This window comes from Streptomyces odontomachicola (genome assembly GCF_039605595.1).
Taxonomy (GTDB): domain Bacteria; phylum Actinomycetota; class Actinomycetes; order Streptomycetales; family Streptomycetaceae; genus Streptomyces.
Genome location: NZ_JBCFOK010000008.1, coordinates 242,099 through 267,479 on the forward strand (window position 1 = coordinate 242,099; position 25,381 = coordinate 267,479).

Annotated in this window: 25 protein-coding genes; 16 read left to right on the top strand and 9 right to left on the bottom strand. The window is 72.5% G+C overall.

All coding sequences use genetic code 11. The annotated features are described in order from the left end of the window. Nucleotides 1-26: 26 nt before the first annotated feature. On the top strand, nucleotides 27-1,394 hold the full coding sequence (locus ABEE00_RS17345) for an L-lactate MFS transporter (protein WP_345746403.1): 1,368 nt from the start codon (nucleotides 27-29) through the stop codon (nucleotides 1,392-1,394). After that, a complete protein-coding gene (locus ABEE00_RS17350) occupies nucleotides 1,384-1,509 on the top strand; it encodes an MFS transporter small subunit (protein WP_345746404.1) in 126 nt (41 codons plus the stop codon). The genes ABEE00_RS17345 and ABEE00_RS17350 overlap by 11 nt, the downstream gene beginning before the upstream one ends. Before the next feature lie 215 nt (nucleotides 1,510-1,724). Here the strand turns inward: ABEE00_RS17350 and ABEE00_RS17355 are convergent, their stop codons facing one another. Further along, nucleotides 1,725-1,913 carry a hypothetical protein gene (locus ABEE00_RS17355; protein WP_345746405.1) on the bottom strand — a complete coding sequence of 63 codons (189 nt, stop codon included), beginning with the start codon at nucleotides 1,911-1,913 and terminating at the stop codon, nucleotides 1,725-1,727. A gap of 207 nt (nucleotides 1,914-2,120) precedes the next feature. Between ABEE00_RS17355 and ABEE00_RS17360 the strand changes: the two genes are divergently transcribed. The 9 genes from ABEE00_RS17360 (at nucleotide 2,121) to ABEE00_RS17400 (ending at nucleotide 12,794) form a co-directional block, all read left to right on the top strand. Continuing rightward, on the top strand, nucleotides 2,121-2,378 hold the full coding sequence (locus ABEE00_RS17360; protein WP_345746406.1) for a hypothetical protein: 258 nt from the start codon (nucleotides 2,121-2,123) through the stop codon (nucleotides 2,376-2,378). Continuing rightward, nucleotides 2,347-2,865 carry a DUF6879 family protein gene (locus ABEE00_RS17365; RefSeq protein ID WP_345746407.1) on the top strand — a complete coding sequence of 173 codons (519 nt, stop codon included), beginning with the start codon at nucleotides 2,347-2,349 and terminating at the stop codon, nucleotides 2,863-2,865. The genes ABEE00_RS17360 and ABEE00_RS17365 overlap by 32 nt, the downstream gene beginning before the upstream one ends. A gap of 26 nt (nucleotides 2,866-2,891) precedes the next feature. Next, nucleotides 2,892-3,743 carry a helix-turn-helix domain-containing protein gene (locus tag ABEE00_RS17370; protein WP_345746408.1) on the top strand — a complete coding sequence of 284 codons (852 nt, stop codon included), beginning with the start codon at nucleotides 2,892-2,894 and terminating at the stop codon, nucleotides 3,741-3,743. Nucleotides 3,744-4,041: 298 nt separating this feature from the next. Then, on the top strand, nucleotides 4,042-5,034 hold the full coding sequence (locus ABEE00_RS17375; protein ID WP_345746409.1) for a 2-dehydropantoate 2-reductase: 993 nt from the start codon (nucleotides 4,042-4,044) through the stop codon (nucleotides 5,032-5,034). Nucleotides 5,035-5,103: 69 nt separating this feature from the next. Then, nucleotides 5,104-7,086, top strand: coding sequence for a molybdopterin oxidoreductase family protein (locus ABEE00_RS17380; protein ID WP_345746410.1), 1,983 nt, complete (start codon nucleotides 5,104-5,106; stop codon nucleotides 7,084-7,086). A 9-nt stretch (nucleotides 7,087-7,095) separates the two neighbouring features. Next, nucleotides 7,096-9,057, top strand: coding sequence for an NADH-ubiquinone oxidoreductase-F iron-sulfur binding region domain-containing protein (locus ABEE00_RS17385; protein WP_345746411.1), 1,962 nt, complete (start codon nucleotides 7,096-7,098; stop codon nucleotides 9,055-9,057). After that, nucleotides 9,054-9,914 (top strand): 2Fe-2S iron-sulfur cluster-binding protein, encoded by an 861-nt coding sequence (locus ABEE00_RS17390; protein ID WP_345746412.1) that lies wholly within the window; start codon nucleotides 9,054-9,056, stop codon nucleotides 9,912-9,914. Before ABEE00_RS17385 ends, ABEE00_RS17390 begins: the two co-directional genes overlap by 4 nt. A 3-nt stretch (nucleotides 9,915-9,917) precedes the next feature. Continuing rightward, nucleotides 9,918-10,766, top strand: coding sequence for a formate dehydrogenase accessory sulfurtransferase FdhD (fdhD, locus tag ABEE00_RS17395; protein ID WP_345746413.1), 849 nt, complete (start codon nucleotides 9,918-9,920; stop codon nucleotides 10,764-10,766). A gap of 186 nt (nucleotides 10,767-10,952) precedes the next feature. Further along, on the top strand, nucleotides 10,953-12,794 hold the full coding sequence (locus tag ABEE00_RS17400; protein ID WP_451918603.1) for an exo-alpha-sialidase: 1,842 nt from the start codon (nucleotides 10,953-10,955) through the stop codon (nucleotides 12,792-12,794). 318 nt (nucleotides 12,795-13,112) lie between these two features. On the opposite strand, the gene ABEE00_RS17405 is transcribed toward ABEE00_RS17400, so the two are convergent. Continuing rightward, a complete protein-coding gene (locus tag ABEE00_RS17405; protein ID WP_345746415.1) occupies nucleotides 13,113-14,135 on the bottom strand; it encodes a bile acid:sodium symporter family protein in 1,023 nt (340 codons plus the stop codon). Between the two features lie 342 nt (nucleotides 14,136-14,477). Here ABEE00_RS17405 and ABEE00_RS17410 point away from each other — a divergent pair, with 342 nt between their 5' ends. The 4 genes from ABEE00_RS17410 (at nucleotide 14,478) to ABEE00_RS17425 (ending at nucleotide 19,577) form a co-directional block, all read left to right on the top strand. Further along, nucleotides 14,478-16,304, top strand: a complete 1,827-nt coding sequence (locus tag ABEE00_RS17410) for an AMP-dependent synthetase/ligase (protein ID WP_345746416.1) — start codon at nucleotides 14,478-14,480, stop codon at nucleotides 16,302-16,304. 142 nt (nucleotides 16,305-16,446) lie between these two features. Further along, a complete protein-coding gene (locus tag ABEE00_RS17415) occupies nucleotides 16,447-17,283 on the top strand; it encodes an aldo/keto reductase (protein WP_345746503.1) in 837 nt (278 codons plus the stop codon). Nucleotides 17,284-17,378: 95 nt separating this feature from the next. Continuing rightward, on the top strand, nucleotides 17,379-18,335 hold the full coding sequence (locus ABEE00_RS17420; RefSeq protein WP_345746417.1) for a LysR family transcriptional regulator: 957 nt from the start codon (nucleotides 17,379-17,381) through the stop codon (nucleotides 18,333-18,335). Nucleotides 18,336-18,413: 78 nt separating this feature from the next. Beyond that, nucleotides 18,414-19,577 carry a S1 family peptidase gene (locus tag ABEE00_RS17425; RefSeq protein ID WP_345746418.1) on the top strand — a complete coding sequence of 388 codons (1,164 nt, stop codon included), beginning with the start codon at nucleotides 18,414-18,416 and terminating at the stop codon, nucleotides 19,575-19,577. A gap of 4 nt (nucleotides 19,578-19,581) precedes the next feature. On the opposite strand, the gene ABEE00_RS17430 is transcribed toward ABEE00_RS17425, so the two are convergent. Further along, nucleotides 19,582-19,887: a 4a-hydroxytetrahydrobiopterin dehydratase gene (locus ABEE00_RS17430; protein ID WP_345746419.1), complete on the bottom strand. Its 306-nt coding sequence runs from the start codon at nucleotides 19,885-19,887 to the stop codon at nucleotides 19,582-19,584. Between the two features lie 329 nt (nucleotides 19,888-20,216). Between ABEE00_RS17430 and ABEE00_RS17435 the strand changes: the two genes are divergently transcribed. After that, nucleotides 20,217-21,257: an isopenicillin N synthase family dioxygenase gene (locus ABEE00_RS17435; RefSeq protein ID WP_345746420.1), complete on the top strand. Its 1,041-nt coding sequence runs from the start codon at nucleotides 20,217-20,219 to the stop codon at nucleotides 21,255-21,257. Nucleotides 21,258-21,297: 40 nt separating this feature from the next. Here the strand turns inward: ABEE00_RS17435 and ABEE00_RS17440 are convergent, their stop codons facing one another. The 6 genes from ABEE00_RS17440 to ABEE00_RS17465 are packed head-to-tail and all read right to left on the bottom strand — an operon-like array spanning nucleotide 21,298 to nucleotide 25,289. Beyond that, nucleotides 21,298-23,139: a complex I subunit 5 family protein gene (locus ABEE00_RS17440; RefSeq protein ID WP_345746421.1), complete on the bottom strand. Its 1,842-nt coding sequence runs from the start codon at nucleotides 23,137-23,139 to the stop codon at nucleotides 21,298-21,300. 7 nt (nucleotides 23,140-23,146) lie between these two features. Next, nucleotides 23,147-23,491 carry a sodium:proton antiporter gene (locus ABEE00_RS17445; protein ID WP_345746422.1) on the bottom strand — a complete coding sequence of 115 codons (345 nt, stop codon included), beginning with the start codon at nucleotides 23,489-23,491 and terminating at the stop codon, nucleotides 23,147-23,149. Between the two features lies 1 nt (nucleotide 23,492). Continuing rightward, nucleotides 23,493-24,227, bottom strand: a complete 735-nt coding sequence (locus ABEE00_RS17450; RefSeq protein ID WP_345746423.1) for an MnhB domain-containing protein — start codon at nucleotides 24,225-24,227, stop codon at nucleotides 23,493-23,495. Further along, on the bottom strand, nucleotides 24,224-24,574 hold the full coding sequence (locus ABEE00_RS17455; RefSeq protein ID WP_345746424.1) for a Na(+)/H(+) antiporter subunit B: 351 nt from the start codon (nucleotides 24,572-24,574) through the stop codon (nucleotides 24,224-24,226). Before ABEE00_RS17455 ends, ABEE00_RS17450 begins: the two co-directional genes overlap by 4 nt. Further along, nucleotides 24,571-25,092 carry a monovalent cation/H+ antiporter complex subunit F gene (locus ABEE00_RS17460; RefSeq protein ID WP_345746425.1) on the bottom strand — a complete coding sequence of 174 codons (522 nt, stop codon included), beginning with the start codon at nucleotides 25,090-25,092 and terminating at the stop codon, nucleotides 24,571-24,573. The genes ABEE00_RS17455 and ABEE00_RS17460 overlap by 4 nt, the downstream gene beginning before the upstream one ends. Beyond that, entirely contained in the window at nucleotides 25,089-25,289 is a 201-nt protein-coding gene (locus ABEE00_RS17465; protein WP_345746426.1) for a hypothetical protein, read from the bottom strand. Before ABEE00_RS17465 ends, ABEE00_RS17460 begins: the two co-directional genes overlap by 4 nt. Nucleotides 25,290-25,381 lie beyond the last annotated feature (92 nt).

A 25,381-nucleotide genomic window follows, 5' to 3' on the forward strand; every position in this document is an offset into this window, starting at 1 on the left:
GCACCCGCTCTCTAGGGTCCGTGACCATGACCCCCGGCATACTCGACCGCTCCCGCAGCGTCGCCCCACCCGGCTGGAGCCGCTGGCTGGTGCCGCCCGCCGCGCTGTCGGTGCACCTCGCCATCGGACAGGCCTACGCGTGGAGCGTGTTCAAACCGCCGCTGGAATCGGCGCTCGGACTCTCCGGCACGGCCAGCGCCCTCCCCTTCCAGCTCGGCATCGTGATGCTGGGCCTCTCGGCGGCCTTCGGCGGCACCCTCGTCGAACGCCGCGGCCCCCGCTGGGCCATGACCGTCTCCCTCGTCTGCTTCTCCTCCGGCTTCCTGCTGTCCGCGCTGGGCGCGGCGACGGGCCAGTTCTGGCTGATCGTGCTCGGCTACGGGCTCGTCGGCGGCATCGGGCTCGGCATCGGCTACATCTCGCCGGTGTCCACACTCCTCAAGTGGTTCCCGGACAGACCCGGAACGGCGACCGGCATCGCCATCATGGGCTTCGGCGGCGGCGCGCTGATCGCCTCGCCGTGGTCGGCGCAGATGCTGGACGGCTTCGGTTCCGACCGCAACGGGATCGCCGCGGCCTTCCTCGTACACGGCCTGGTGTACGCGGCGTTCATGGCACTCGGCGTGCTGCTGGTGCGGGTGCCGCCCGAGGGGTGGCGGCCTCCGGGCGCGGCGCAGGCGCCCATCAGCGATTCCGCGGCCGCCGGGACTCCCCGCGTCTCGGCGCGCAGCGCCCTCCGCACGCCCCAGTTCTGGTGCCTGTGGGTGGTTCTGTGCGCCAACGTCACCGCGGGCATCGGCATCCTGGAGAAGGCCGCACCGATGATCACCGACTTCTTCTCCGCTACGGACACGCCGGTGACGGCGTCCGCGGCGGCCGGCTTCGTCGCCCTGCTCTCGCTCGCGAACATGGCGGGCCGCCTCCTCTGGTCCTCGGCCTCCGACGTGATCGGCCGCAAGAACACGTACCGCGTCTACCTCGGCGCCGGCGCGCTCCTCTACCTCGCGCTCGGCCAGCTCGGCGACTCCTCGAAGCTGCTGTTCATCTGCTGCGCGCTGGTGCTGCTGTCGTTCTACGGAGGCGGGTTCGCGACGCTGCCCGCGTATCTGCGCGATCTCTTCGGTACGTACGAGGTCGGCGCGATCCACGGGCGGTTGCTGACCGCGTGGTCGACGGCGGGCGTACTGGGCCCCCTCCTCGTGAACCGGCTGGCCGACTCCGCGGAGTCCACCGGCGGCTCCGGGCCCGTCCTGTACGGCACGTCCCTGACCGTCATGACGGGCCTCCTCGTCCTGGGCTTCGTAGCCAACGAGCTGATCCGCCCGGTGCACGCGAGGCACCACGTACGCGACACGGCGCCCGCCACGAAGGAGGCCACAGCAGATGACCACTGACACACCACCCCGCCGAAGGGGCCTGATCACCTTCGCGTGGCTGTGGGTGGGCCTCCCCCTGGCTTACGGCCTGTACGAACTGGCCCAGAAGGCGGCCCAGTTGTTCACGGGGTGAGCCTCCTTGCCGGGGCACGGACCTACCTCTGAGCTGACCGGCCTGCTGCGGACACCGCCGCCATGCCCGCACCCATGCCCGCACCGCAACACCTCGACCGGGGGCTCTCCGGGGGCCCGCTGCCCCGGGGCGTAGATCGGGACGTTGTCGCCCGGACACAGCTCACACAGGCCGAGCCGGCATTGGGGGGGAGAGCGGAGCGCGCCGTGCGGGGATCATGCGGCGCGGCCTCGCTCCGTCTCCTCCGCCGGGCGGAGACAGCCCGGGTCGGCGTCCCACTCACGCCCGCCGCCCGGGGGGCGAAGCTGTACGCATCCGCCCGCGTGGTCCATGACTTCGCCCATGCGGCCGGTCTTCGTGTCGACGGCCAGGGTTCCGATATCCGGCGCTGTCGTGCTGTCCATGTCTCAACTCCCGGCGCGGCCGACGGCACCTCGTGCACCGCCTGAGCGGTCGCCATGCCGCTGACGCTAGGGAGAAAGGCGGGGCGGCAGCCACGAACTTGCACTGACTTGCTCACCCATTGTCGCTGCAGTTCGGAGCATTGACGGGGGTTCAGTTCAGCGCAACTGTTGTGCAAGTCAGAGCAAGTGCTCGGGTGGGAGGCAGGCATGTCCGTGGAATTCATCGGCATCGATCCCGATACCGATCGCGATCACTGCCCTACGGTGTGGACGGACCGCGAGGCGGGCGAACTTCTGGTGCAGGGCTGGAAGCCGACGGATCCGGTGCGGGCCGCGTGCGAGGCGGCCAGTCCGGCGAAGGGGCCGGTCCCCGAGAGCGAGGCCATCGTGCGGATTCCGGCCCGCATGGTGCCGTTGATCAGGAAGGCGTGCGATGCCCTCGATGAGCGTCCCGAGCTTCGGTGAACTGCTGAGCCGGTGCCGGTACTCGGCCGTGCACCTGGAGATGCGCGACAGCTACGCGACCAACGAACGCTTCGAGGCGTGGAGGCGCGGCGAGCGGATCGACTGGGAGGACCGCGCATCCTGGTGGCACCCTTACGACCAGCTGATCGCGGACACCGTCGCACGCGGCGTGGCGGTCCGGCGGGCCCGCATCGTCTCGGAGCCGGTGAGCGAGTACATCCGGTGGGAGCACTACGTCACCCGCGCCAACGTGACGGCCGGTGAGCAAGTCCGCTGGCTGCCGCGCCGGTTGGCCTCTGACCTGGCCTTGCCGGGCAACGACTACTGGTGCTTCGACGGCGCTCTGCTGCGCATCCATCACTTCTCAGGTGACGGGGACGTCGTCGAGGACGAGCTCACCGACGACGCGGCTACGGTGAAGCTCTGCGCCACGGCGTTCGAGGCGGTGTGGAAGCGCGCGATCCCGCACGAAGCGTACGAAGTCTGAACACGGAAAGACCGGACAGCCAGCCCATGCCCCCGCATCCCCCGGCCCGCGTGCAAGAAGCGCGGGAGTCTCTCGCCGCCCGCCTGCGCGACCTGCGGCTCGATGCTGGGATCACGGCGCGTGAGCTGGCGGCCCGGTGCCACTGGAGCGAGTCCAAGTCCTCCCGGATCGAGCACGCCAAGACCCCTCCCTCCGACGCCGACATCCGCGCCTGGTGCCACGCATGCGACGCCGAAGAACAGGCGCCGGACCTCATCGCGGCCGGCCGCCAGGCCGACTCCCTGCACGTCGAGTGGAAGCGTCTCCAGCGCAGCGGGCTCCGCCAGCTCCAGGAGTCCTGGGTGCCGCTGTACGAGCGCACCCGCAACTTCCGCGTGTACTGCTCCAACGTCATCCCCGGCTTCTTCCAGACCCCCGGTTACGCCACCGCGCTCCTGTCCTCCATCGCGGCCTTCCGCGGCACCCCCGACGACGTGCGCGAGGCGGTCGCCGCCCGCATGGAGCGCTCCCGCGTGACCACCCGCGGCGACCACCGATTCGCCGTACTGATCGAGGAGTCCGTCCTGCGGCATCGCGTCGGCGACGCCGACGCGATGGCCGCCCAGCTCGGAGCGCTGCTCTCGTCGATGGCGCTGCCGTCCGTCTCACTCGGGATCATCCCGTTCGGCACCCAACGCAGCATGTGGCCGCTGGAAACCTTCACGATCTTCGACCGCGACCGGGTGCACGCCGACTCACTCAGCGCGGCCGTCACCCTCACCCAGCCGAGCGAAGTCGCCGTCTACGCCCAGGCCTTCGAGGAGCTCGGCCGCATGGCCGTATACGGGGCCGAAGCACGCGAGCTCATCACGGCGGCGCTCGCCTCATTGGGCGACTGAGCCCCACGGCCAGTCGCGACTGCTCGTACGCACCCCTTCGCGGACGCCGCAGACCAGGCGGAGGCCCGGCCGGAGGCGCGGAGCGTCGTAGGGCGGGCCGTCGCTCACGAGTCGGGCGCAACCACCCACCCGAATCCCGCCGCAGCGAGAAGCGACCACACGCGGACCCGACCGGCGGTCAAGACGCGAAGCAACCACACACGCGCAGCCGTCAAAAGCCTTGTCGGCCCAACTCGTCGTCTGTATACAGTATTCCATCGCCTCGCTCAGCCTCCCGGACAGACGGACGGAGAGCTCCATGAAGGTCGCAGTCGTCGGTGCCGGAGCCATCGGTGCCTATGTCGGGGCCGCGCTGCACCGCGCCGGCGTCGAGACCCATCTGCTCGCGCGCGGCCCGCACTTGGCGGCGATGCGCGACCGCGGCGTCCACGTACGCAGCCCGCGCGGCGACTTCACCGCGCGCGTGCACGCGACGGACGACCCGGCGGCGATCGGGCCGGCCGACTACGTGTTCCTCGGCCTGAAGGCCAACGCGTACGCGGAGTGCGGCCCCCTCGTGGCCCCGCTCCTCCACGACCGCACGGCGATCGTCGCCGCGCAGAACGGCATCCCGTGGTGGTACTTCCACGGCCTCGGCGGCCCGTACGAGAACCGCCGCATCGAGGCCGTCGACCCGGGAGGCCGGGTCAGCGCCGTCCTGCCCCCGGAGCGCGCGATCGGCTGCGTGGTGTACGCGGCCACGGAACTCGAATCCCCCGGCGTCGTACGCCACGTGGAAGGCACCCGGTTCTCCATCGGGGAGCCGAAGCCCCACACAACCCGTCCCAGCCGCTGCGACGCGTTCGCGGAAGCCCTGCGCGCCGGCGGCCTCAAGTGCCCCGTCGAGGACGACATCCGCAACGACGTGTGGGTCAAGCTGCTGGGCAACATCGCGTTCAACCCGCTCAGCGCGCTCTCCCGCGCGACCATGGCGCAGATCTGCCGCCACCAGGACACCCGCGCGCTCGTGGCGACGATGATGCACGAAACCCTCGCCGTGGCCCGGGCGTTGGGCTGCGAACCCGGCGTTTCCGTCGAGAAGCGCCTCGCCGGGGCCGAGCGCGTCGGCGAGCACAAGACCTCCACGCTCCAGGACCTGGAACGCGGCCGCCCGCTCGAACTCGACGTGCTGCTCGCCGCCGTGGTGGAGCTGGCCGCGCTCACCGGCACCCCGGTCCCGAAGCTCTGCGCGATCCACGCGGTGACCGACCTGCTCTCCCGCACCCTCAGGGACCCGGCCCCGGCGGCCTAGAGCCCGAGGCCCGCGACGTACGCGACGTATGCGACGACGACCGCGATTCAAGCCGAGGAGCACCACGCGATGACCTCGAAGATCCCGAAGAACCCACGGCAGCAGCGCGCACGCGGCAAGCAGAAGGACTACACGCGCCTCACCCACCCCCTCGTACGCGACACCCGCGACGAACCCTTCCGCCGGGCCACCTGGGAAGAGGCCCTGGAGCGAGCAGCGGACGGCTTCCGCCGCACCCACGAAGCCCACGGCCCGGACGCCTTCGGCATGTTCTCCTGCGCCCGCGCGACCAACGAGATGAACTACGTGGCGCAGAAGTTCGCCCGCGTCGTCATGGGCACCAACAACGTGGACTCGTGCAACCGCACCTGCCACGCCCCCAGCGTCGCGGGGCTGTCCGCCGCCTTCGGCTCGGGCGGCGGCACCTCCTCGTACGAGGAGGTCGAGCACACCGACGTGATCGTGATGTGGGGCTCCAACGCCCGCTTCGCGCACCCGATCTTCTTCCAGCACGTCCTGCGCGGCATCCGCAACGGCGCGCGGATGTACGCCGTGGACCCCCGCCGCACCTCGACCGCCGCCTGGGCGGAGAGCTGGCTCGGCCCGAACGTCGGCACCGACATCCCGCTCGCGCACGCGATCGGCCGCGAGATCATCCACGCGGGCCTGGCGAACCGCACCTTCATCGACCGCGCCACCAGCGGTTTCGAGGAGTACGCCGCCGAGGTCGAGCCCTGGACGCTGTCCGCGGCCGAGCAGGTCACCGGCGTACCGGCCGACGCGATCCGCGACCTCGCGCACGCGTACGCGACCGCCGAACGCGCCCAGTTGTGCTGGACCCTGGGCATCACCGAGCACCACAACGGCACCGACAACGTGCGCGCGCTGATCAACCTGTCCCTGCTGACCGGACACGTCGGCCGGTACGGCGCCGGACTCCAGCCCCTGCGCGGGCAGAACAACGTGCAGGGCGGCGGCGACATGGGCGCGATCCCCAACCGGCTGCCCGGCTTCCAGGACCTCCTCGACCCGGTCACGCGGGAGAAGTTCGAGGCCGCGTGGGAGTCCCCGATCCAGCCGCGGTACGGGCTGAACCTCACCGACATGTTCGCCGCCATGGGCACCGGAGCGCTCCGCGCCGTGTACTGCATCGGCGAGAACCCGGCCCAGTCCGAGGCCGACAGCGAGCAGGCGGTGGAGCATCTGCGCGCCCTCGACCACCTCGTCGTGCAGGACATCTTCCTGACGAGGACCGCCGAGCTGGCGCACATCGTGCTCCCCGCGACGGCCGCGTGGGCGGAGACGGACGGCACCACGACCAACAGCGAGCGGCGTGTGCAGCGGGTGCGCAAGGCGCTGGCGCCGCCGGGCGAGGCGCGCGAGGACATCGACATCCTCTGCGACCTTGCCCAACGCCTGGGCCACGACTGGAAGTTCGAGGACACGCGCGCGGTGTGGGACGAGCTGCGCTCGCTCTCGCCCGACCACTACGGCATGACGTACGAGCGGCTCGACGAGCACCGCGGCATCCAGTGGCCCTGCCCCAGCACGGAGCGGCTCGAGCCCTCGTACCTGCACGGACGCCTGTGGGACCGGGACCCGGAGCGGCGCGGCGCACGCGCCCCCTTCGGCATCGTGCACCACGACCCGCCCGTGGACCTGACCGACGACGAGTACCCCCTGCGACTGACGACGGGCCGCCGCCTCGACTCGTACAACACCGGCGTGCAGAGCGGGAGTTTCGCGTCGCCGCTGCGGCGCGGCGAGTACGTGGAGCTGAGTCCGGAGGACGCGGCGCGGTACGGGGTCGAGCCGGACGAGGAGGTGCGGGTCGTGTCGCGGCGCGGCACGGTGCGCGCGCCGGTGTGGGTGGACACCGGTCTGCGGCCCGGGCTCGCCTTCATGACGATGCACTTCCCCGACGAGGTGGACACCAACTCCCTCACGATCGAGGCCAATTGCCCGATCGCGGGGACGGCGGAGTTCAAGGCGTCGGCGATCCGCGTGGAGAAGCTGCCCGAGACGCTGTCCCGACCCGTTCGAGTGGGCTGAGGAGCCGCCATGGACCTGCACTTCGGCGACGGCAAGCCGACGGACGAGGAACGCGGGGCGGTGGACGCCCTGTTGGGCCCGCCGGAGTCCGCATGGGAGGGCGCGGACGACCGCAGCGACAGCGACCTGCGCTGGGCGCGCGGCGGGCGGGACGCCCGGGAACGCCGTGACCTGCTGCTTCCAGGACTGCACGCGCTGAACGACCGCGTCGGCTGGATCAGCGAGGGCGGCCTCGCCTACCTGTGCCGCCGCCTGACGGTTCCCCCGGCGGAGGCGTACGGGGTGGCCACGTTCTACGCGATGTTCTCGGTGAAGCCGCGGCCGGCGACGACGGTGCATGTGTGCACGGACCTGGCGTGTGGTTCCTCCCTGCGGAAGGCCATGGAGCGGGACTTCGGCCCCGCGGGCGAGCCCCGCGACGGCGCGGCGTGGCACCCGAGCCCGTGCTTGGGGCTGTGCGACAGGGCGCCGGCGGCGTTGGTGGTGAGGGCGGGGCCGGACGCGGACCCAGACGAGATCCCGTACGAGGGCTCAACAGACCCCCAGCCAGCAGGGGTTCGGGGGCGCAGCCCCCGAGGGGGGTCCGGGGGCGCTCCCCCGGTTTCGGGAAGGGGCGGGGCAGGGGAAAAGCCCCGCGCCACAGCGGCACTGGCGCCGACCACTCCGGGCGAAGTCATCGCCGCAGCCCGCGCCACGGAGGCAGCCCCCGCAGAACCGAACCCCGCAACCGCCGTACCCCAGTCCGGCGACCCAGCCCTCACTCTCCTCTCCCGCGTCGGCACCACCGACCCCCTCTCCCTCGACGACTACCGCGCACACGGCGGCTACGCGGCCCTCCGCCGCGCCCTCGCCCTCGGCCCCGCCGGCGTGATCCGCGAGGTCACCGACGCCGGCCTGCTGGGCAGGGGCGGCGCGGCCTTCCCCACAGGCCGCAAGTGGCAGGCCACCGCCTCGCAGCCCGCCCACCCCCACTACCTGGTGTGCAACGCGGACGAGTCCGAGCCCGGCACCTTCAAGGACCGTGTGCTGATGGAGGGCGACCCGTACGCGCTGGTCGAGGCGATGACCATCGCGGGCTACGCCACCGGCGCCCACCTCGGCTACCTCTACCTGCGCGGCGAATACCCGCGCGCACTGCGGCACCTGGAGAACGCCCTCGTACAGGCGAGAGCGCGCGGCCTGCTCGGCGAGGACGTGATGGGCAGCGGCTACGCCTTCGACATCGAGATACGCCGCGGCGCCGGCGCGTACATCTGCGGCGAGGAGACCGCGCTGTTCAACTCCCTGGAGGGGCTGCGCGGCGAGCCCCGCTCCAAACCCCCGTTCCCCGTCGAGAAGGGCCTGTTCGGCAAGCCCACCGCGGCCAACAACGTCGAGACCCTGGTCAACGTCCTGCCGATCCTGACGGGCGGCGCCCAGGCGTACGCCGCGATGGGGACCGGCGGCTCCACGGGCCCCAAGCTGTACTGCGTCTCCGGCGACCTCCCCCACCCCGGCGTCTACGAGCTCCCCTTCGGCGCGACCCTCCGCGACCTGCTCACCCTCGCGGGCGCGCGCCCCGACACCCTGCGCGCGGTGCTCCTCGGCGGCGCGGCGGGCGGCTTCGTAGGGCCCGGCGAGCTGGACATCCCCCTCACCTTCGAGGGCACCCGCGAGGCCGGCACCACCCTCGGCTCGGGAGTCATCCTGGCCATCGGCCGCGAAACACCCCTCCCCCAACTCCTCCTCCGCATCGCCGAGTTCTTCCGCGAGGAGTCCTGCGGGCAGTGCGTGCCCTGCCGCGTCGGCACCGTACGGCAGCAGGAGGCGCTGACCCGGCTGCTGGACCGCAGGGGCGCCGAGGCGGCCGAGGACATCGCCCTGCTCCGCGACGTGGGGAAGGCGATGCGGGACGCCTCCATCTGCGGGCTCGGCCAGACCGCGTGGAACGCCGTGGAATCCGCCATCGACCGCCTGGGGGCCTACTCATGACCGCCGTTCCGCTCGAACCCCCGCGCCGCCTCCTGGAATTCACCCTGGACGGCGACCCCGTACGCGTACCCGAGGGGTCCACGCTGCTGGACGCCTGCCGCACGGCGGGCAAGGACATCCCCACGCTCTGCCAGGGCGACACCCTCACGCCGAAGAACGCCTGCCGCGTGTGCATGGTGGAGGTGGAGGGCGCGCGCACCCTCGTACCGGCCTGCTCGCGCCGCGCCGAGGAGGGCATGGAGGTCCGCACCGGCACCGAACGCGCCCGACACAGCCGCCGCCTGGTACTCGAACTCCTCGCGTCCTCCACGGACTTGAGCACCACGCCACGCGCAGACGAATGGCTCACGGAATACGAGGCGGACCCGGCCCGCTTCGGCGCGGAGGCGGCCCGCCAGTCCTCAGGACCCAAGATCGACAACGACCTCTACGTCCGCGACTACGACAAGTGCATCCTCTGCTACAAGTGCGTGGACGCCTGCGGCGACCAGTGGCAGAACACCTTCGCCATCGCCGTCGCCGGCCGCGGCTTCGACGCGACGATCTCCACCGAGCACGACGCGCCCCTCCCCGACTCGGCCTGCGTCTACTGCGGCAACTGCATCGAGGTGTGCCCGACGGGCGCGCTGAGCTTCACGTCCGAGTTCGACATGCGGGCCGCGGGCACATGGGACGAGGAGCGCCAGACGGAGACCACGACGGTGTGCGCGTACTGCGGCGTGGGCTGCTCCCTCACCCTCCACGTCCAGGACAACGAGATCGTGAAGGTCACCTCGCCGCACGACAGCCCGGTCACCCATGGCAATCTCTGCGTAAAGGGCCGCTTCGGCTACCAGCACGTTCAGAACCGGGAGTAGCACATGGGACGGGTCACCGAGCGCAGGAAGGTCACCCGGATCCGCGAGGGGCGGGTCGTGGGGACGCGGCCCGACACGCTGGTCGCCGAGGAGCCGCTGGAGATCAGGCTGAACGGGAAACCGCTGGCCATCACCATGCGCACCCCCGGCGACGACTTCGCGCTGGCCGCGGGCTTCCTGGTGAGCGAGGGCGTGCTCGGTGCCGCCGCCGAGCTGTCGGGCATCCGCTACTGCGCGGGCGCCACGGACGACGGCGGCAACACCTACAACATCGTGGATGTGCGGCTCGCCGACGGTGTGCCGGTGCCCGACATAGCGCTGGAGCGCAATGTGTACACCACCTCGTCCTGCGGGCTGTGCGGCAAGGCCAGCCTGGACGCGGTGCGCACCACCGCGCGCTGGGACATCGACCCGGGCGGCGTGCGGCTCACCCCCGAGGTGCTGGCGTCGCTGCCGGACCGGCTGCGCGCGGCGCAGCGGGTCTTCGACCGCACCGGCGGGCTGCACGCCGCCGCGCTCTTCTCCGACGAGGGCGAACTCCTCGACGTACGGGAGGACGTGGGCCGCCACAACGCCGTGGACAAGCTCATCGGCCGCGCGCTCCAGAACGACGGGCTGCCGCTGCGCGAGTCCGTGCTGATGGTGTCGGGGCGGGCCTCCTTCGAGCTCGCGCAGAAGGCGGTGATGGCGGGCATCCCCGCGCTCACCGCGGTCTCCGCGCCGTCCTCACTCGCGGTGGACCTGGCCGAGGAGACGGGCCTGACCCTGGTCGGCTTCCTGCGCGGCGCCAACATGAACGTGTACGCGGGAGAGCACCGCATCGCGCTCCCCGCTCCGGCGGGCGGCGCCTGAGCGGCGGCCCGCTGCACGGGATCCGGCCCGGCCGGCGGGGAGCGCCCCCTGCGCCGGCCGGGCCCTTCCCGGAGAACTCCGCGTGGCGCGGCTGCGCGTCGACTTGTCCGGTTCATGCCCCGGTCGTACCTTCCGGCTCACGACATGGGACATCCCATGTCGTTCGTCGTGTGAAGGGACGAACGCATGACGCACCCCGTGCCACAGAGACCCCGCAGCTCCCGCAGACCTCGCAGACCGGCCCTCCCGGTCACCCTCCTCTCCTCCCTGGCGGTCCTCGGCGGCCTGCTCACCGCCACGGCGCCGGCCGGCGCCGCACCCCGGTCCGCTGACGCCCCCTTCGAGGAACAGGTCCTCTTCAAGCCCTCCGACGAGAAGGGCTACGCCTGCTTCCGTATACCGGCCGCCGTACGCACCGAGCGCGGCACCCTGCTGGCCTTCGCCGAGGGCCGGGTGGACGACTGCTCCGACGCGGGCGACATCGACCTCGTACTGAAGCGCTCCACCGACGGCGGCCGCACCTGGGGCCCGCTCCAGGTGATCAACCAGGGCGGCGGCGACACCCACGGCAACCCCGCGCCGGTGGTGGACCGGCGCACCGGGCGGATCCTGCTCGCCGAGACGTACAACAGGGGCCGCGGCGACGGCCGCAACTGCGAGCTGCCGTGCGACCGCAGGCCCCACCTCCAGCACAGCGACGACGACGGCCGCACCTGGTCACGGCCGCGCGAGCTGACGGACCAGCTCAGGCCGCCGTCGTGGAACGCCTGGTACGCGACCGGCCCCGGACACGCGATCCAGCTACGGCACGGCCGGCACGCGGGCCGCCTGGTCGTGGGCCTGAACGCGGAGAGCGCGCACGGCACGGAGCTGACACACGCCCACGCCGCGCTCGCCTACAGCGACGACGGCGGCCGCTCCTGGAGGGTGGGCGCCACCGACACCTACCCGTACGGGGCCGACGGCGGCATCCGGCAGAAGCCGCAGGAGCTGACGCTCGCCGAGCGGCGGGACGGCTCGCTGTACGTCTCGGCGCGGGAGACCGGGGGTACGGATCTGGGCCACCGTACGGCGACGGTGAGCCGCGACGGGGGCGCGACCTTCACCGCCCCCTTCCGCGCGCTGCCCTCCCTCTACACCCCCCAAGTCCAGGGCTCCGTCCTCCCCTTCGGGCCCGGCAGGATGCTGCTGTCCGCGCCGGCCGATCCCGAGCGGCGCCGCACGATGATGATCCGCAGCTCCTGGGACGAGGGCCGGAGCTGGGAGGGCGCCGACCGCGGGCGGGTGGTGACGCGCGACTGGTCCGGTTACTCGGATCTGGTGCGGGCCGATGCGGCGCACGCGGGGCTCTTCTACGAGGCGGGTCCAGTCGACGCCCGCGACGAGATGCGGTTCGCGCGCTTCACGGAGTCGTGGTTGGGGCCGCGGCGCGGGCCCGATCCGAGGACGCCGGATCTCGCGCCCGGGGCGCGGCCCGCCGCGGTGTTGGGCGGGGCCCGCCGCGTCTCGGGCCGTTTCGGCGACGCCCTGGCCTTCGACGGTGTGGACGACGCGGTCCGCCTGCCCTTCCGGCGCGAACTCCCCCTGGGCGAGCGGCCGTTCACGGCCTCCCTGTGGTTCCGCTCCACCGCTTCGGCTGGTGAGCAGCCGCTGCTCTGGATGGGCGGGGTGGGGGCTCAGCCCCATGTGCGGCTGGTCGGGGATCCCGCGCACGGTGCGCTGAACGCGGCGGTGCGCACGCCCGAGGGCATCACCGAGCTCTCGGTGAAGGTGCCGTTCTCCGACGGGGGTTGGCACCGCGCGGAGCTGCGCCGCGCGGCGGACGGCACGTTGCGCCTGACGGCGGACGCCACGACTTCGGAGAAGCCCGGCGTGCGCGGCACGGTCACCGAGGGCTCCCCCTTCGGTGTCCACGTGGGCCAACGGGTGGACGCCCGGGCGGAGTTCACCGGCGCGGTGGACGAGGTACGGGTGCGCACGCCCTCAGGCGACCTCCTGCACCTGCCCATGGACAGGCTGAGCCCGTAGGGGCGGAGGCGACCCCGTTGCGTACGGGGCGGGGCGGGAGCAGGGGCTGCGGTCCGCTGTGCCCACCCGTTCCGCCCCTGCGGAACGATTGCCCACAGCTCAAACGGGAGGCGGACACCCAACCTGCGGACGCCGCAGACCGGGCAAGGCCCGACCGGAGGCGCGGAGCGTCGTAGGGCGGGCCGTCACTCACAAGGCAGTCGGAACCACCCACCCGCATCCCGCCGCAGCGGAAAGCAACCACGTTCGGCGGCCGTCGGCGGTCAAAGCGCAAAGGCTCGGGCCCACCGCCCAAAGCGAGGCACCACGCAAAAGCCCTCAGTGCGAAGACGCGTCAGCCAGCGAGGGGGCTCCCTCATCACGTACCGGCCCCTCATCCGCAGGCTCTCCCTCGCGCGGCGACCACCGCCGCGCGAGGACCGCACAGACCATCAACTGCATCTGATGGAACAGCATCAGCGGCAGCACAGCGAGACTCGCGTGCGCGCCGAAAAGCACGGACGCCATCGGCAACCCCGCCGCCAGCGACTTCTTCGACCCGGCGAAGGTGATCGCGATCCGGTCCTCGCGCACGAAGCCGAGCCGCGGCGCCCCGTACCAGGTCAGGCACAGCATCACGGCCAGCAGCACCGCCTCGACGCCCACCAGCGCCAGCAGCCGCAGCGGGGTCACCTGGCCCCAGATGCCCTCGGTCATGCCCTGGCTGAAGGCGGTGTAGACGACGAGCAGCACGGAGCCGCGGTCCACGTAGCCCAGCACGCGCTTGTTGCGGGTGAGGAAGCCGCCGATCCAGCGGCGCAGCACCTGCCCGGCGATGAACGGCGCGAGGAGCTGGCAGGCGATGCCCAGCAGCCCGTCGGCGCTGAGCGCGGCCTGCCCGCCGATGAGCCAGGCGACCAGCAGCGGCGTGATCACCATGCCGAGCAGGCTGGAGTAGGTGCCCGCGCAGATCGCCGCGGGGACGTTGCCCCGCGCGATCGAGGTGAAGGCGATGGACGACTGCACCGTGGACGGCACGAGGCACAGGAAGAGCAGTCCGCTCTGGAGCTCGGGGCTCAGCACGTACGGGACGAGGCCGTGCGAGGCCATACCGAGCAGTGGGAAGACCGCGAAGGTGCAGGCCACCACGGCCAGGTGCAGCCGCCAGTGGCGCAGTCCGTCCACGGCCTCGCGGGTGGAGAGCCGGGCGCCGTACAGGAAGAACAGCAGCCCGACGGCGATCTTGGTGGCCCATCCGAAGCCCACCGCGACGCCGCCGCTCGCGGGCAGCAGCACGGCGAGGACGACGGTCCCGACGAGCAGGAGGATGTACGGGTCGACCAGTCGTGCTAGGCGGCGCATGATCTCCCTCGGTACTCTGCGGTGGCCCCGGCCGGTCGTGCCGGGCGGATACCACGGTACGGAAGTCTTCTTCCGGCGCGACGCGCAGGCTCGGCGGACCCGGCCCTCAAGATCGACGGGACCCTGCCCTCAGACCCTCCCCAGCCCCGGCAGGGCCCCGCTCGCGGAGGTTCCGTGCAGATATTCCGGCCACCTCGCAACGAGGGGGCACAGGCGTTCCGTTGTGCCCCCAATTGCCCGCCGTGACCAGCGATGACGCCCCTCCCTTCGACGCGGTGTATCAGATACGGTCGCTCGCGCTGTGTGTCATACAGCACGTCAGGAATGTCGAGGAGCACCCCCGTGCACGAGTTCACCGTCCCGCCCGTGGCAACGGCGCCCCAGGTCGGCGGGCTGGCTGACGTCGTCTTCGAGTACGCGGACGACGACCCGCAGCGGATCGCGCTGGCCCGCAAGAACGCGGCGGGCACCTGGCAGGACGTCCCGGCCGCCACCTTCCGCGACCAGGTCATGGCGCTGGCCAAGGGCCTGCTGGCCGAGGGCATCAGGTTCGGCGACCGCGTCGCGATCATGTCGCGCACCCGCTACGAGTGGACGCTCTTCGACTTCGCGCTGTGGACCATCGGCGCCCAGGTGGTGCCCGTCTACCCGACGTCCTCCGCCGAGCAGGTGTGCTGGATGCTGCACGACGCGGAGGTCTCCGCCGCTGTCGTGGAGCACGACGACCACGCGATGACCATCGCCTCGGTGATCGACAGGCTCCCCCGGCTCAAGCGGCTGTGGCAGCTCAACGCGGACGCCGAGGGCGAGCTGAGCCGCGCGGGCGAGGGCCTGGACGACGAGGTGGTGCACCGGCACCGGCGCGCCCTGACCCCGGACACGGTCGCCACGATCATCTACACCTCGGGCACCATGGGCCGCCCCAAGGGCTGCGTCATCTCGCACGCGAACCTCATGGCCGAGGCGGACAACATCGTCGGCAAGTACGACCCGGTGTTCCGCTCCAAGCCGGGCGAGCCCGCCTCCCTGCTGCTGTTCCTGCCGCTCGCGCACGTCTTCGGGCGGATGGTGGAGGTCGCGGCGATCAGGGGCCGGGTGAAGCTGGGGCACCAGCCGGTGATGGCGGCCTCCGCGCTGCTGCCGGACCTGGCCGAGTTCAAGCCGACCTTCGTGCAGGCGGTGCCGCACCTCTTCGAGAAGATCTTCCAGGCGTCCCGCCGCAAGGCCGAACTCCAGGGCAAGCTCAGCGTCTTCGAGAAGGCCGTGGACGTGGCGGTGCGCTACGCGGAGGCGGCCGAGGCCAAGAGCTTCGGCACGGGTCCGGGGCCGAGCGCGTCGCTCAGGCTCCAGCACCAGTTCTTCGACAAGACCGTCTACCACAAGCTGCGGCAGGCGATGGGCGGCAAGTGCCGGCACGCCATGTCCGGCGGCTCCGCGATGGAGCGCCGCCTGGGGCTGTTCTTCGACGGCGCCGGGATGCGGATCTTCGAGGGGTACGGGCTGACCGAGTCGACCGCCGCCTCGGTGGCCAATCCGCCGGAGCAGACCCGCTTCGGCACCGTCGGACGCCCGATCCCCGGGACGACCATCCACATCGCGGACGACGGCGAGATCTGGCTGCACGGCGGGCAGATCTTCCAGGGCTATCTGAACAACCCCAAGGCCACCCAGGAGACCCTGCACGACGGCTGGCTCGCCACCGGCGACCTGGGCTCGCTGGACGAGGACGGCTACCTCACCATCACGGGCCGCAAGAAGGAGATCCTGGTGACCTCGGGGGGCAAGAGCCTCTCGCCGGTGCCGCTGGAGGAGCGGGTACGGGCGCACCCGCTGGTCGCCCAGTGCATCGCGGTCGCCAACGACAGGCCGTACGTCTCGGCCCTGGTCACCCTCGATCCCGAGGCCGTGCAGCACTGGCTCCAGATGCGCGAGAAGCCCGAGCTCCAGCCGGCCGAGCTGGTGCGCGACTCCGACCTGGAGACCGAGATCCGGCGGGCCGTGGTCGCGGCCAACACCCAGGTCTCGCAGGCCGAGTCGATCCGCACCTTCCGGATACTGGCGGCCCAGTTCACCGAGGAGAGCGGTCTGCTGACGCCCTCGCTGAAGCTGAAGCGGAAGGCGATCGAGAACGCGTACGCGGTCGAGATCGAGGCCCTCTACCACAACTGATCACGGCTCTGACCTGCGGCTCCGTACGAGGTGGCCGGAAACTCCGGGTCCCGGGATGTGCCCCAAAGGGAATGCGCGGAAGGGGATGTTCGTTGATCCTGTCGGCAACGGATTCGTCGACATGGACGTGAGGACCGACCTCGTGAGCAACGTTCCCTCCATCACCCTCAACAACGGCACCACCATGCCGCAGCTCGGCTTCGGCGTCTGGCAGGTGCCGGACGACGAGGCGGCGAGCGCCGTTGGCACCGCGCTCGAGGCGGGCTACCGCAGCATCGACACGGCTGCGATCTACGAGAACGAGAAGGGCACGGGCCAGGCGCTGGCCTCCTCCGGCATCCCCCGCGAGGACCTCTTCGTCACCACCAAGCTGTGGAACAGCGAGCAGGGCTACGACAGCACCCTGCGCGCCTTCGACCGCTCCCTGGAGCGGCTCGGCCTCGACTACGTCGACCTGTACCTGATCCACTGGCCGGTCCCGGCCGAGGACAAGTACGTCGACACCTTCAAGGCCTTCAAGAAGCTGCAGGAAGAGGGCCGCGCCAAGGCCATCGGCGTGTCCAACTTCCAGCCCGCGCACCTCCAGCGGGTGATCGACGAGACCGGCACCACCCCGGCGCTCAACCAGATCGAGCTGCACCCGCACCTCCAGCAGGGCGTGCCGCGCGCCTTCCACGCCGACCACGGCATCGCCACCGAGGCGTGGTCGCCGCTCGGCCAGGGCAAGGACCTGCTCCAGGAGCAGGCGCTCCAGTCGATCGCCGAGAAGCACGGCAAGAGCCCGGCGCAGGTCGTGCTCCGCTGGCACCTGCAGATCGGCAACGTGGTGATCCCCAAGTCGGTGACCCCGCACCGCATCAAGGAGAACATCGACGTGTTCGACTTCGAGCTCGACGGCGGTGACCTGGACGCGATCGGCGCGCTCAACACCGACACCCGGCTCGGCGCGCACCCGGACGAGATGAACTGGCTCGGCTGACACGGGCCGTGCCCGCAGCGCCCTTTCGGGCCTCCCGTCGCCCCGTGCGGCTCCGGCGTATTGCCGGGCCGCACGGGGCGCCGTAATTTCCGGGCATGGAGCTTGAGTTACGGCATCTCAAGATAATCCGGGCGATAGCCGAAGCGGGCAGTGTGACCCGGGCCGCGACCGCGCTGGGCCTGGCGCAGTCGGCGCTCAGCGGTCAGCTCAAGAGGATCGAGCGGGCGCTGGGCGGCCCGCTCTTCGAACGGGGACGGTGCGGGGCGCGGCCCACCGCACTGGGCGAACTGGTGCTGGAGCGCGCCATGGTCCTGGTGCCCGCGATGCGGGAACTCCAGGACGAGGCGCTGCGGTTCACGCGCCGCAGGGAGAGACCCGAGGCCGTGCGGCGGCTGCGGATCGGCGGCACGCACGGGCCGCTCCTGGGCGGGCTGCTGGACCGGCTGGCCGACGCGTATCCGCAGGCCGCGCTCAGTACGTACACGGCCTGGTCGGTATGTGAGATCAGCGAGCTGGTCGCCGCGGGGCGTCTTGACTACGCGCTGGTGGGGGTGTGCGGCGACAGCCCGCCGCCCGCAGCCGACCGTCTCGACTGGCGGACGGTCGGCCGCGACGCGGTGCACGTGATGCTGGCGGCGGCCCATCCGCTCGCCGGGGAGCGAGAGTTGGAGCTGGGCAAGCTCGCGGCGGAGAGCTGGGCGTGCGTGCCGGGCGACGGCTGCTTCGCCGACTGCTTCGCTGCCGCCTGCGCGCGGGCGGGCTTCACCCCGGCGGCGCTGTACGAGGCCGACACCGCCTCGTGCATGCACCTGGTACGGGTGGGGCGCTCGGCGGGTCTGTGCAGGGCGAGCTCGGCGCCGGAGCCGGGGGTCGTCACCGTACCGATCGCCGGAACGCCGTTGCGGTGGCGGCACGTTCTGGGCTGGTCGCCGGGTGCCGTGCCGGGCGGGGTGGCCGAGCACGTGCTGGCCGAGGCGCGGCTGAGCCACGCGGAGGCGACCCGGCGCGCGGGCGCGGCCGGGGGCGCGCCGGGGTCCGCCATCTCACCGTGAGAGGGGGCAAGTGCTGGCTCCCCCGGGGCTGTTGAACCGACTACTTTCTCGGAGCACCCCCGACACGAGGAGAACACGATGCTCCGAAAGGCAGGCGTGGCAGCCGGAACCGCCATAGCGGCCGGCGCCCTCGCCCTCACCTCCTTACCCGGCACGGCGGGCGCGGCACCGGCTCCCTCGCCCTCCCGCGCCGCCACCGCGGCGCCCGCGGCCGACCCGGCCGTGCTCCACGCGCTCCAGCGGGACTTCGGGCTGACGGCGTCCGAGGCCGAGGCGCGGGTGGCCAACGAGTACAGAGCGGCCGGTACGCAGAAGGAGCTGGGCAAGAAGCTCGGCGACGACTTCGCCGGCGCGTGGCTGACCGGCGCGACCTCCCGCCTCGTGGTGGCCACCACGGACGCGGCGCAGCGCGACGCGATCACCGGCGCCGGCGCGAGCGCGAAGGTCGTCCGGCACAGCATGGCCGAACTCGACGCGGCCAAGGGCAAGCTGGACCGCGCCGCGCAGAAGGAGCAGGGCCGGGCGCCCGAGCTGTGGTCGGTCGACGTGCGCAGCAACAGCGTCGTCGTGCGCACGGGGAATCCGGCGGCGGCCCGTGCGTTCGTCGCGAAGAGCGGCGCCGACGCGGACGCGGTACGGATCGTGAAGTCGGCGGAGAAGCCGCGCACCTACTACGACGTGCGGGGCGGCGACGCCTACTACATGGGCGGCGGCCGGTGCAGCGTCGGCTTCGCCGTCACCAAGGGCACCCAGCACGGCTTCGTGACGGCCGGGCACTGCGGCAGGACCGGCACGGCCACCACCGGCTACAACCAGGTCGCCCAGGGCACCTTCCGCGGCTCGACCTTCCCGGGCAACGACTACGCGTGGGTCGGCGTGAACACCAACTGGCAGGCGACGCCGTACGTGAAGGGCTCCAGCGGGAACGTGCGGGTCGCCGGTTCGCAGCAGGCGGCCGTGGGCGCCACGATCTGCCGTTCGGGCTCCACCACCGGCTGGCACTGCGGCACGATCCAGCAGCACAACACCAGCGTCACCTACCCGCAGGGCACCGTGCGGGGCGTGACCCGCACCTCGGTCTGCGCCGAACCGGGCGACTCCGGCGGCTCGTTCATCTCCGGCAGCCAGGCCCAGGGCATGACCTCCGGCGGCTCCGGCAACTGCCGCTCCGGCGGTACGACGTACTACCAGCCGGTCAACCCGGCGCTGCAGGTGTACGGGCTCACCCTACGAGTCGGCTGAGTGTTCAGCTAGCGCCGTGGCCCGCCGCGATCTCCTCCACGCGGCGGGCCAGTGCGATGTCCAGCTCCGTGATCTTTCCGCCGACGCTGTGGGTGTTCACGGTGAGCGCGAGGGTGTTGTAGCTGAGCGTCATGTCCGAGTGGTGGCCCAGCTCCTCCTGGATGGCGGCCACGTGGATGACCATGGCCGCGGCCGGCAGGTGCTTCGGGAAGGCGTACTTGCGCGCGAGCAGATCGCCCTCGACGCTCCATCCGGGCAGGTCCCCGAGAGCGTCCTCGATCTCCTTGGCGGTCAGCGGCTCCGGTGCCATCTCTTTTCCTCACGCCGGGGAAACAATGCCTGTCCCCTCAGCGTATGGGGCTCCCCCGTGATGGGGCATCTTCCCCGCTATGACCGCCGGTCGGGTCCACTGTGGGCCGCCTCCCGCTGCGGCGGGATCCGGGTGGGTGGTTCCGACAGCCTTGTGAGTGACGGCCCGCCCTCCAACGCTCCGCGCCTCCGGTCGGGCCTTGCTCAGCGCAAGGCGTGGTCGCTACCGAAGTGCGAGTTGCGGCTTGCTGTGGGTCGCTTGCCGCCCGCCCCGTCCCGTACGCAACGGGGCCATTGACGCGCCCCGCGCGACCATGCACGCTCCGCCGCATGGTCAGCACCCTGAACGTGCCTCTCATCGACCTCTCCGAGTGGTACAGCGGAGACCCCACGAAACGCGCCTCCCTCGCCGCCCGCGTCGACCGCGCCTGCCGCGAGGTGGGCTTCATGCAGGTCACGGGCCACGGCGTACCCCGTGAGACCGCCGAGGGACTCGCCGCAGCCATCGACGGCTTCTTCGGCCAGGCCCCCGAGGACAAGCACCGCTGGCGCACCCCGGACCCCGGCATCAACCGCGGCTACAGCCCCCCACGCGCGGAGAAGCTGAGCCACAGCCTCGGCGTCGCCTCCCCCGAGGACCTCTTCGAGGCGTTCAACGTGGGCTCGGAAGCCGGCGAGCGTCCCCCGACGGGCGCGGGCGCCGACGCCAGCCCCGAGGACCACTCGCCCAACATCTGGCCGCAGGGCGTGCCGGGGTTCAGGCCCCGCGTGGAGGCCTGGTTCGGCGAGGCGAAGCGCGTCGCCGAGGACCTGACCGACGTGTTCGCGCTCTCCCTCGGCCTCCCGGAGGACTTCTTCCGCGCACGCTGCCGCCGCTCCATCGACGTGCTCCGGATGAACAACTACGCCCTGCCGCCCGGCGAACACCGCGTCGACACCGGCCAGATGGGCATGGGCGCCCACACCGACTACGGCATCGTCACCGTGCTGTGGGCCGACGCGGTGCCCGGCCTCCAGATCCTGGACGGCGACGGGGAGTGGCACGACGTGCTCCCCCGCGAGGACGCGCTGCTCGTCAACCTCGGCGACATGCTGGCGCGCTGGACCAACGAGCGCTGGCTGTCCACGCTGCACCGCGTGCTGCCCCCGACGGACGCCGAGGGTCGCCTGGTGCGGCGGCGCTCGGCCGCGTACTTCCACGACGGCGACCCGGACACGGTCGTGGAGACCCTGCACGGCTGCGTCTCGGCCGAACGCCCCGCGCGGTACGGGCCGATCACCGTGCGCGAGCACCTGCGCCAGAAGCTCGCGGGCTCGCGGGGCCTGGAGCTGAACGAGGAGGCCGGTCGCGAGGCAGCTCGCCTCAAGTAAGCGGCAGCCCGCCTCAAGTAACCGGCGGGCGAAAGGGAGTTCACGGCACGGCGGTCCCGTACGCCGCGAGCAGCCCCAGCAGCGCCGCGCCCGCGATCAGCCAGGCCACGTAGTCGCCGATGTGCCCCGACTGGAGCCGCCGCACGGGGTGCATCGCGGCCGCCAGGCGTCCCGGGCGCGGGCTGCGCACGCCGAGCGCGGCGATGCCGCAGGCCAGCGCCGTGGAGAGGAGGCCGAGCAGCACGCCGGAGAGCGTCCAGGAGGCGGGCACCGCGTGGACGGCCGGGGCGGTCGCGCCGTCCAGCACGGCGGCGGCGTACGCGTGGTGCCCCGCGAGGAGCCGACCCGCCCGCCCGGCGCCCTCGGCGAGCCGCGGCACGAGGCCGGCCGCCAGGGTGAGCGCGAGCAGCGCGGCGGGCACGGCGAGCATGGTGGCGGGCGCGGCGCCGAGCCGTTCGTGCTCGGCGGTCTCGGGGTCCTCGTCGCCCGTGGTCTCCTCGCGCGCCGCGCCGCCGCTCTCGTAGGGGCGCGGGCCCATGCCGCGGAAGATGCGGGCAGCCGCGCGCAGCACCGCTCCCCCGGTGACCGCGGACACCAGCACGAACAGGCCGGTCAGCCAGTGCGCGTACTGGCCGGCGGCCTCCTCGGCGACCGCCTTTCCCAGCGCGGAGCCGAACGGCGGCAGCCCGCACAGCCCGAGCCCGCCGAGGGTGAACAGGACGCCGGTGACGGGCATCCCCCGTCCTCTGCCGTGCAGTTCGTGCTCGTCCACCGAGCCGCTGCGGTCCAGCAGCACGCCCGTGCAGGCGAACAGCGCGGCCTTCACCCCGGCGTGCCCGAGCACATAGAGCGCCGTCCCGGCCGCCCCCTCCGGGCTGAGCACGGCGATCCCGGTCAGGAACAGCCCGGTGTGCCCGATGGTGGAGAAGGCGAGGAGCCGTTTCAGGTGGCGCTGCTGCCAGCACATCGCGGCGCCGAGCAGCGCGGTGACCACCCCGACGGTGAGCAGGGTGCGCTGGGCGACCTCGTGCGGAACGCCTCCGGCGGTGGCGAAGACGGTCCAGTACACGCGGGCCGTCCCGTACACGCCGAGCTCCACCATCACGCCGGACAGCAGCAGGCACACGGGGGACGGCGCGACGGCGTGCGCGTCCGGGAGCCAGAAGTGGAAGGGCACGGCCGCGGCCTTGGTGAGCAGGCCCGTCAACAGCAGCACGAACGCGGCCAGCACCAGCGGGTCGCTGTCGTGGTGCTCCAGCGCCCGCCCGAGCTGGGCCAGTCCGAGCTCGCCGGTGCGCGCGTACAGCAGGGTGATCCCGAGCAGCATCGCGTACCCGCCGAGCGAGCCGGTGACCCCGAAGGCCAACGCGCCCTGGAGCGGCCGCCGTTCCTCCACGCGGTAGCCGGTCAGCGCGTAGGCGACCACGCCCATCAGCTCGTAGCAGACGAAGAGGTTGAACAGGTCGCCCGTCAGGCAGAAGCCGCACATCCCCGCCTGGAAGACCAGGACGAGGGCGGGGAAGGAGCCGCGCTGCCGTGCCTGCGGCTCGCCGAAGTACCGCCAGGCGTAGACGAGTACGGCCACCACCAGTACCGACACCAGCGCCGCGAGGCCCAGTCCCGCGGGATCGCCGGTGAGCGCGATGCCCACGCCGCGCCCCTGGGCGTCCGGGCGCCAGCCGCCCAGCCACTCGACGGCGTACGACCGCTCGGGGCCGAGGGCGCTCAGCGCCGCGACGGCCAGCGCTGCGGTCGCGGCGGCGACGGCGCAGCCGACCGTCTCGCAGACCACCCGGGGCAGCCGCCTTCCCGCCGCGACCAGCAGCGCCGCGCCGAGCAGGGGTACGGCGACGAGCAGCGGCAGCAGCGGCGCGGGGTTCACCTGCCGCTCACCCCTTGAGCTCGGAGAGCTGGTCCGGGTCGACGGTGCCGTACCGCTTGCCGAGCTGGAGCGCGAGGGCCAGCAGCAGGGCGGTGACGGTGGCGCCGACGACCACGTCGGTGAGGGTCAGCGCCTGCACGACCGGGTCCACGACGGGGGCGCGGGCGGGCGCGTCGGAGAAGACCGGCGCGGTGCCGCCGCGCCGGTAGCCGACGCCGAGCAGCAGCACGTACGTGGAGGACTGGGCGACCGTGAGGCAGCCGACGGCGTGCAGCAGATTGCGGCTGGTGACCAGCCCGTACACACCGATGAGGAAGATCCAACCGGCGGTCAGGTACGGCAGGTACGTCATCTCACGCGCCCTCCGGGGCGATCTCGACGGCCTGGTCGAGGAAGCGGGCGAGCAGCACCACCACGCCGCAGGCGACCTCCATGCCGACGGCCGCGTTCAGCACCGGGACCGTGCCGCCCGAGGCGAGGGTGTTGAAGGTGCCCGTGGGCAGCACGTTGGCGAGGAAGGCCGAGCCCGCGAGCATCGCCGCGAGGCCGGTCACCAGGTAGGCGCCCTCGGCCACGGCGTCGCCCACCTCGTACGGGCCGAGCGGGCGGATGCGCTCCAGCGCGGGGTAGTCGACCGCGACGTACAGCAGGTGCAGCGCGGTGGCCACGACGACACCGCCCTGGAACCCGCCGCCGGGGCTCAACTGCCCGTGCGCCACCACATAGAGCCCGGTCACGAGCGCCACGGGCAGCAGCGCCAGCCCGTAGCCGCGCACCCGCGCGGGCACCCGCACCGGATGCGGCCGGGTGATCTCCTCGTCGGGCGCGCGGCGCAGCAGCACGACGGCGCCGAGCACCGCGGCGAACAGGATGGTCTCCTCGCCGAGGGTGTCGAAGGCGCGCTGGTCGAAGTTGACCGAGGACACGGCGTTGGCGGTGTGCCGGGAGAGCGCGGCGCGCACGGCCCGTTCGCCGTACGGGTGGAAGCCGCCGCCGAAGCCGGGCAGCCCCGCACAGGCCAGCGCGAACAGCGCCGCGAAGACGGCGGCGCCCGCCAGGAACAGCCACACCCTGCCGCGCCGCGTCACTCCCCGCCCCCTTCACGGTCCCGCGTGCTCTCCCGTCGCGCGCTCCCCTGCTCCGCGCTCTCCTCCTCGCCGAAGCCGCTCTCCTCCTCCGGCTCGCTGCGGTCGCGGCCGCGCCCCTGCCGGACCTTGCGCACCGCGAGCAGCATCATCAGCGGCGTGACGGCCGAGCCGACGGCGAGCTGGGAGAGGGCCACGTCGGGGGCCTGTACGAAGGTGAAGAGCAGCGCCAGGGCCAGGCCGAGGAAGGAGAGCACCATGGCCTGCCGGACCGGTTCGCGGTTGAGGACGGCCGCGGTGGCGGACGCGGCGACCAGCAGCAGGGCGAGGGCGATCAGCACCTGGCTCATCGGGCGCCCTCGCCGCGTCCGGCGCCGGTCGTGCCGACTCCGCGCTCCCCGCCGGCTCCGGGCTCCGCGCCGTTGCCGGCCCCGCGCTCCGTACCCGTCCCGCGCTGCGTCCCCGCGCTGGTGAGCAGCGTGCCCGCGAGCAGCAGCACGCCGATGACCAGCACCTTCGCCGACTGCCGCGTCAGCCCCTCGGTCACGCACAGCGGCAGCACCGTGAGCGGCACCCCGGTCAGCGCGGTCCAGCGCACCAGCCGCGCGCGGGGCAGTCCGCCGCTGAGCCGGGCGAAGACCAGCGTGCCGGTGGGGCCGAGCACCGCGAGCACCAGCGCCAGGTCCAGGTACGCGGGCCGGCCGAAGCCGCGCGAGGCGAGCAGCAGCGCGAGGCCGCCGAGCAGCGCGGCCAGGTTCTGCCCCGCGATGCGCGCGCCGGGCGGCCCGTACGCCACCCGCCACAGCACCGGCAGCAGCGCGGCCAGCGGTACGAGCGCGGCCGCCAGCCAGCCCGGCGACTCCCTCACCCGCGCTCACCCCGCCGCTCATCCCGACGCCAGGACGCCTGCCGCGCGGCCCGCGCCGCCAGCGCGCCGAGCAGCGCGACGGCCGCGCCCACCGCGGTCTCCAGGGGGTCGATGCTGCTGATCAGCACGAGCCACAGCCCGGTCAGCGCGGCCCACCAGGCGAGCACCTCCGCGACGCCGCGCACTCCTCCGGCCACCCGGCACCTCCTCGCGCCGCTCGCTGTGGGCGCCCCCGAATCGCAGTACCGGTACCACGCCCCGGCGCGGCCCACACGCGCCCGAAGGGGTA

Coding starts and splice junctions, on each gene's coding strand:
- ABEE00_RS17345 (WP_345746403.1), top strand. CDS start 27: ATGACCCCCGGCATACTCGACCGCTCCCGCAGCGTCGCCCCACCCGGC.
- ABEE00_RS17350 (WP_345746404.1), top strand. CDS start 1,384: ATGACCACTGACACACCACCCCGCCGAAGGGGCCTGATCACCTTCGCG.
- ABEE00_RS17355 (WP_345746405.1), bottom strand. CDS start 1,913: ATGGACAGCACGACAGCGCCGGATATCGGAACCCTGGCCGTCGACACG.
- ABEE00_RS17360 (WP_345746406.1), top strand. CDS start 2,121: ATGTCCGTGGAATTCATCGGCATCGATCCCGATACCGATCGCGATCAC.
- ABEE00_RS17365 (WP_345746407.1), top strand. CDS start 2,347: ATGCCCTCGATGAGCGTCCCGAGCTTCGGTGAACTGCTGAGCCGGTGC.
- ABEE00_RS17370 (WP_345746408.1), top strand. CDS start 2,892: ATGCCCCCGCATCCCCCGGCCCGCGTGCAAGAAGCGCGGGAGTCTCTC.
- ABEE00_RS17375 (WP_345746409.1), top strand. CDS start 4,042: ATGAAGGTCGCAGTCGTCGGTGCCGGAGCCATCGGTGCCTATGTCGGG.
- ABEE00_RS17380 (WP_345746410.1), top strand. CDS start 5,104: ATGACCTCGAAGATCCCGAAGAACCCACGGCAGCAGCGCGCACGCGGC.
- ABEE00_RS17385 (WP_345746411.1), top strand. CDS start 7,096: ATGGACCTGCACTTCGGCGACGGCAAGCCGACGGACGAGGAACGCGGG.
- ABEE00_RS17390 (WP_345746412.1), top strand. CDS start 9,054: ATGACCGCCGTTCCGCTCGAACCCCCGCGCCGCCTCCTGGAATTCACC.
- fdhD (WP_345746413.1), top strand. CDS start 9,918: ATGGGACGGGTCACCGAGCGCAGGAAGGTCACCCGGATCCGCGAGGGG.
- ABEE00_RS17400 (WP_451918603.1), top strand. CDS start 10,953: ATGACGCACCCCGTGCCACAGAGACCCCGCAGCTCCCGCAGACCTCGC.
- ABEE00_RS17405 (WP_345746415.1), bottom strand. CDS start 14,135: ATGCGCCGCCTAGCACGACTGGTCGACCCGTACATCCTCCTGCTCGTC.
- ABEE00_RS17420 (WP_345746417.1), top strand. CDS start 17,379: ATGGAGCTTGAGTTACGGCATCTCAAGATAATCCGGGCGATAGCCGAA.
- ABEE00_RS17425 (WP_345746418.1), top strand. CDS start 18,414: ATGCTCCGAAAGGCAGGCGTGGCAGCCGGAACCGCCATAGCGGCCGGC.
- ABEE00_RS17430 (WP_345746419.1), bottom strand. CDS start 19,887: ATGGCACCGGAGCCGCTGACCGCCAAGGAGATCGAGGACGCTCTCGGG.
- ABEE00_RS17435 (WP_345746420.1), top strand. CDS start 20,217: ATGGTCAGCACCCTGAACGTGCCTCTCATCGACCTCTCCGAGTGGTAC.
- ABEE00_RS17445 (WP_345746422.1), bottom strand. CDS start 23,491: ATGACGTACCTGCCGTACCTGACCGCCGGTTGGATCTTCCTCATCGGT.
- ABEE00_RS17455 (WP_345746424.1), bottom strand. CDS start 24,574: ATGAGCCAGGTGCTGATCGCCCTCGCCCTGCTGCTGGTCGCCGCGTCC.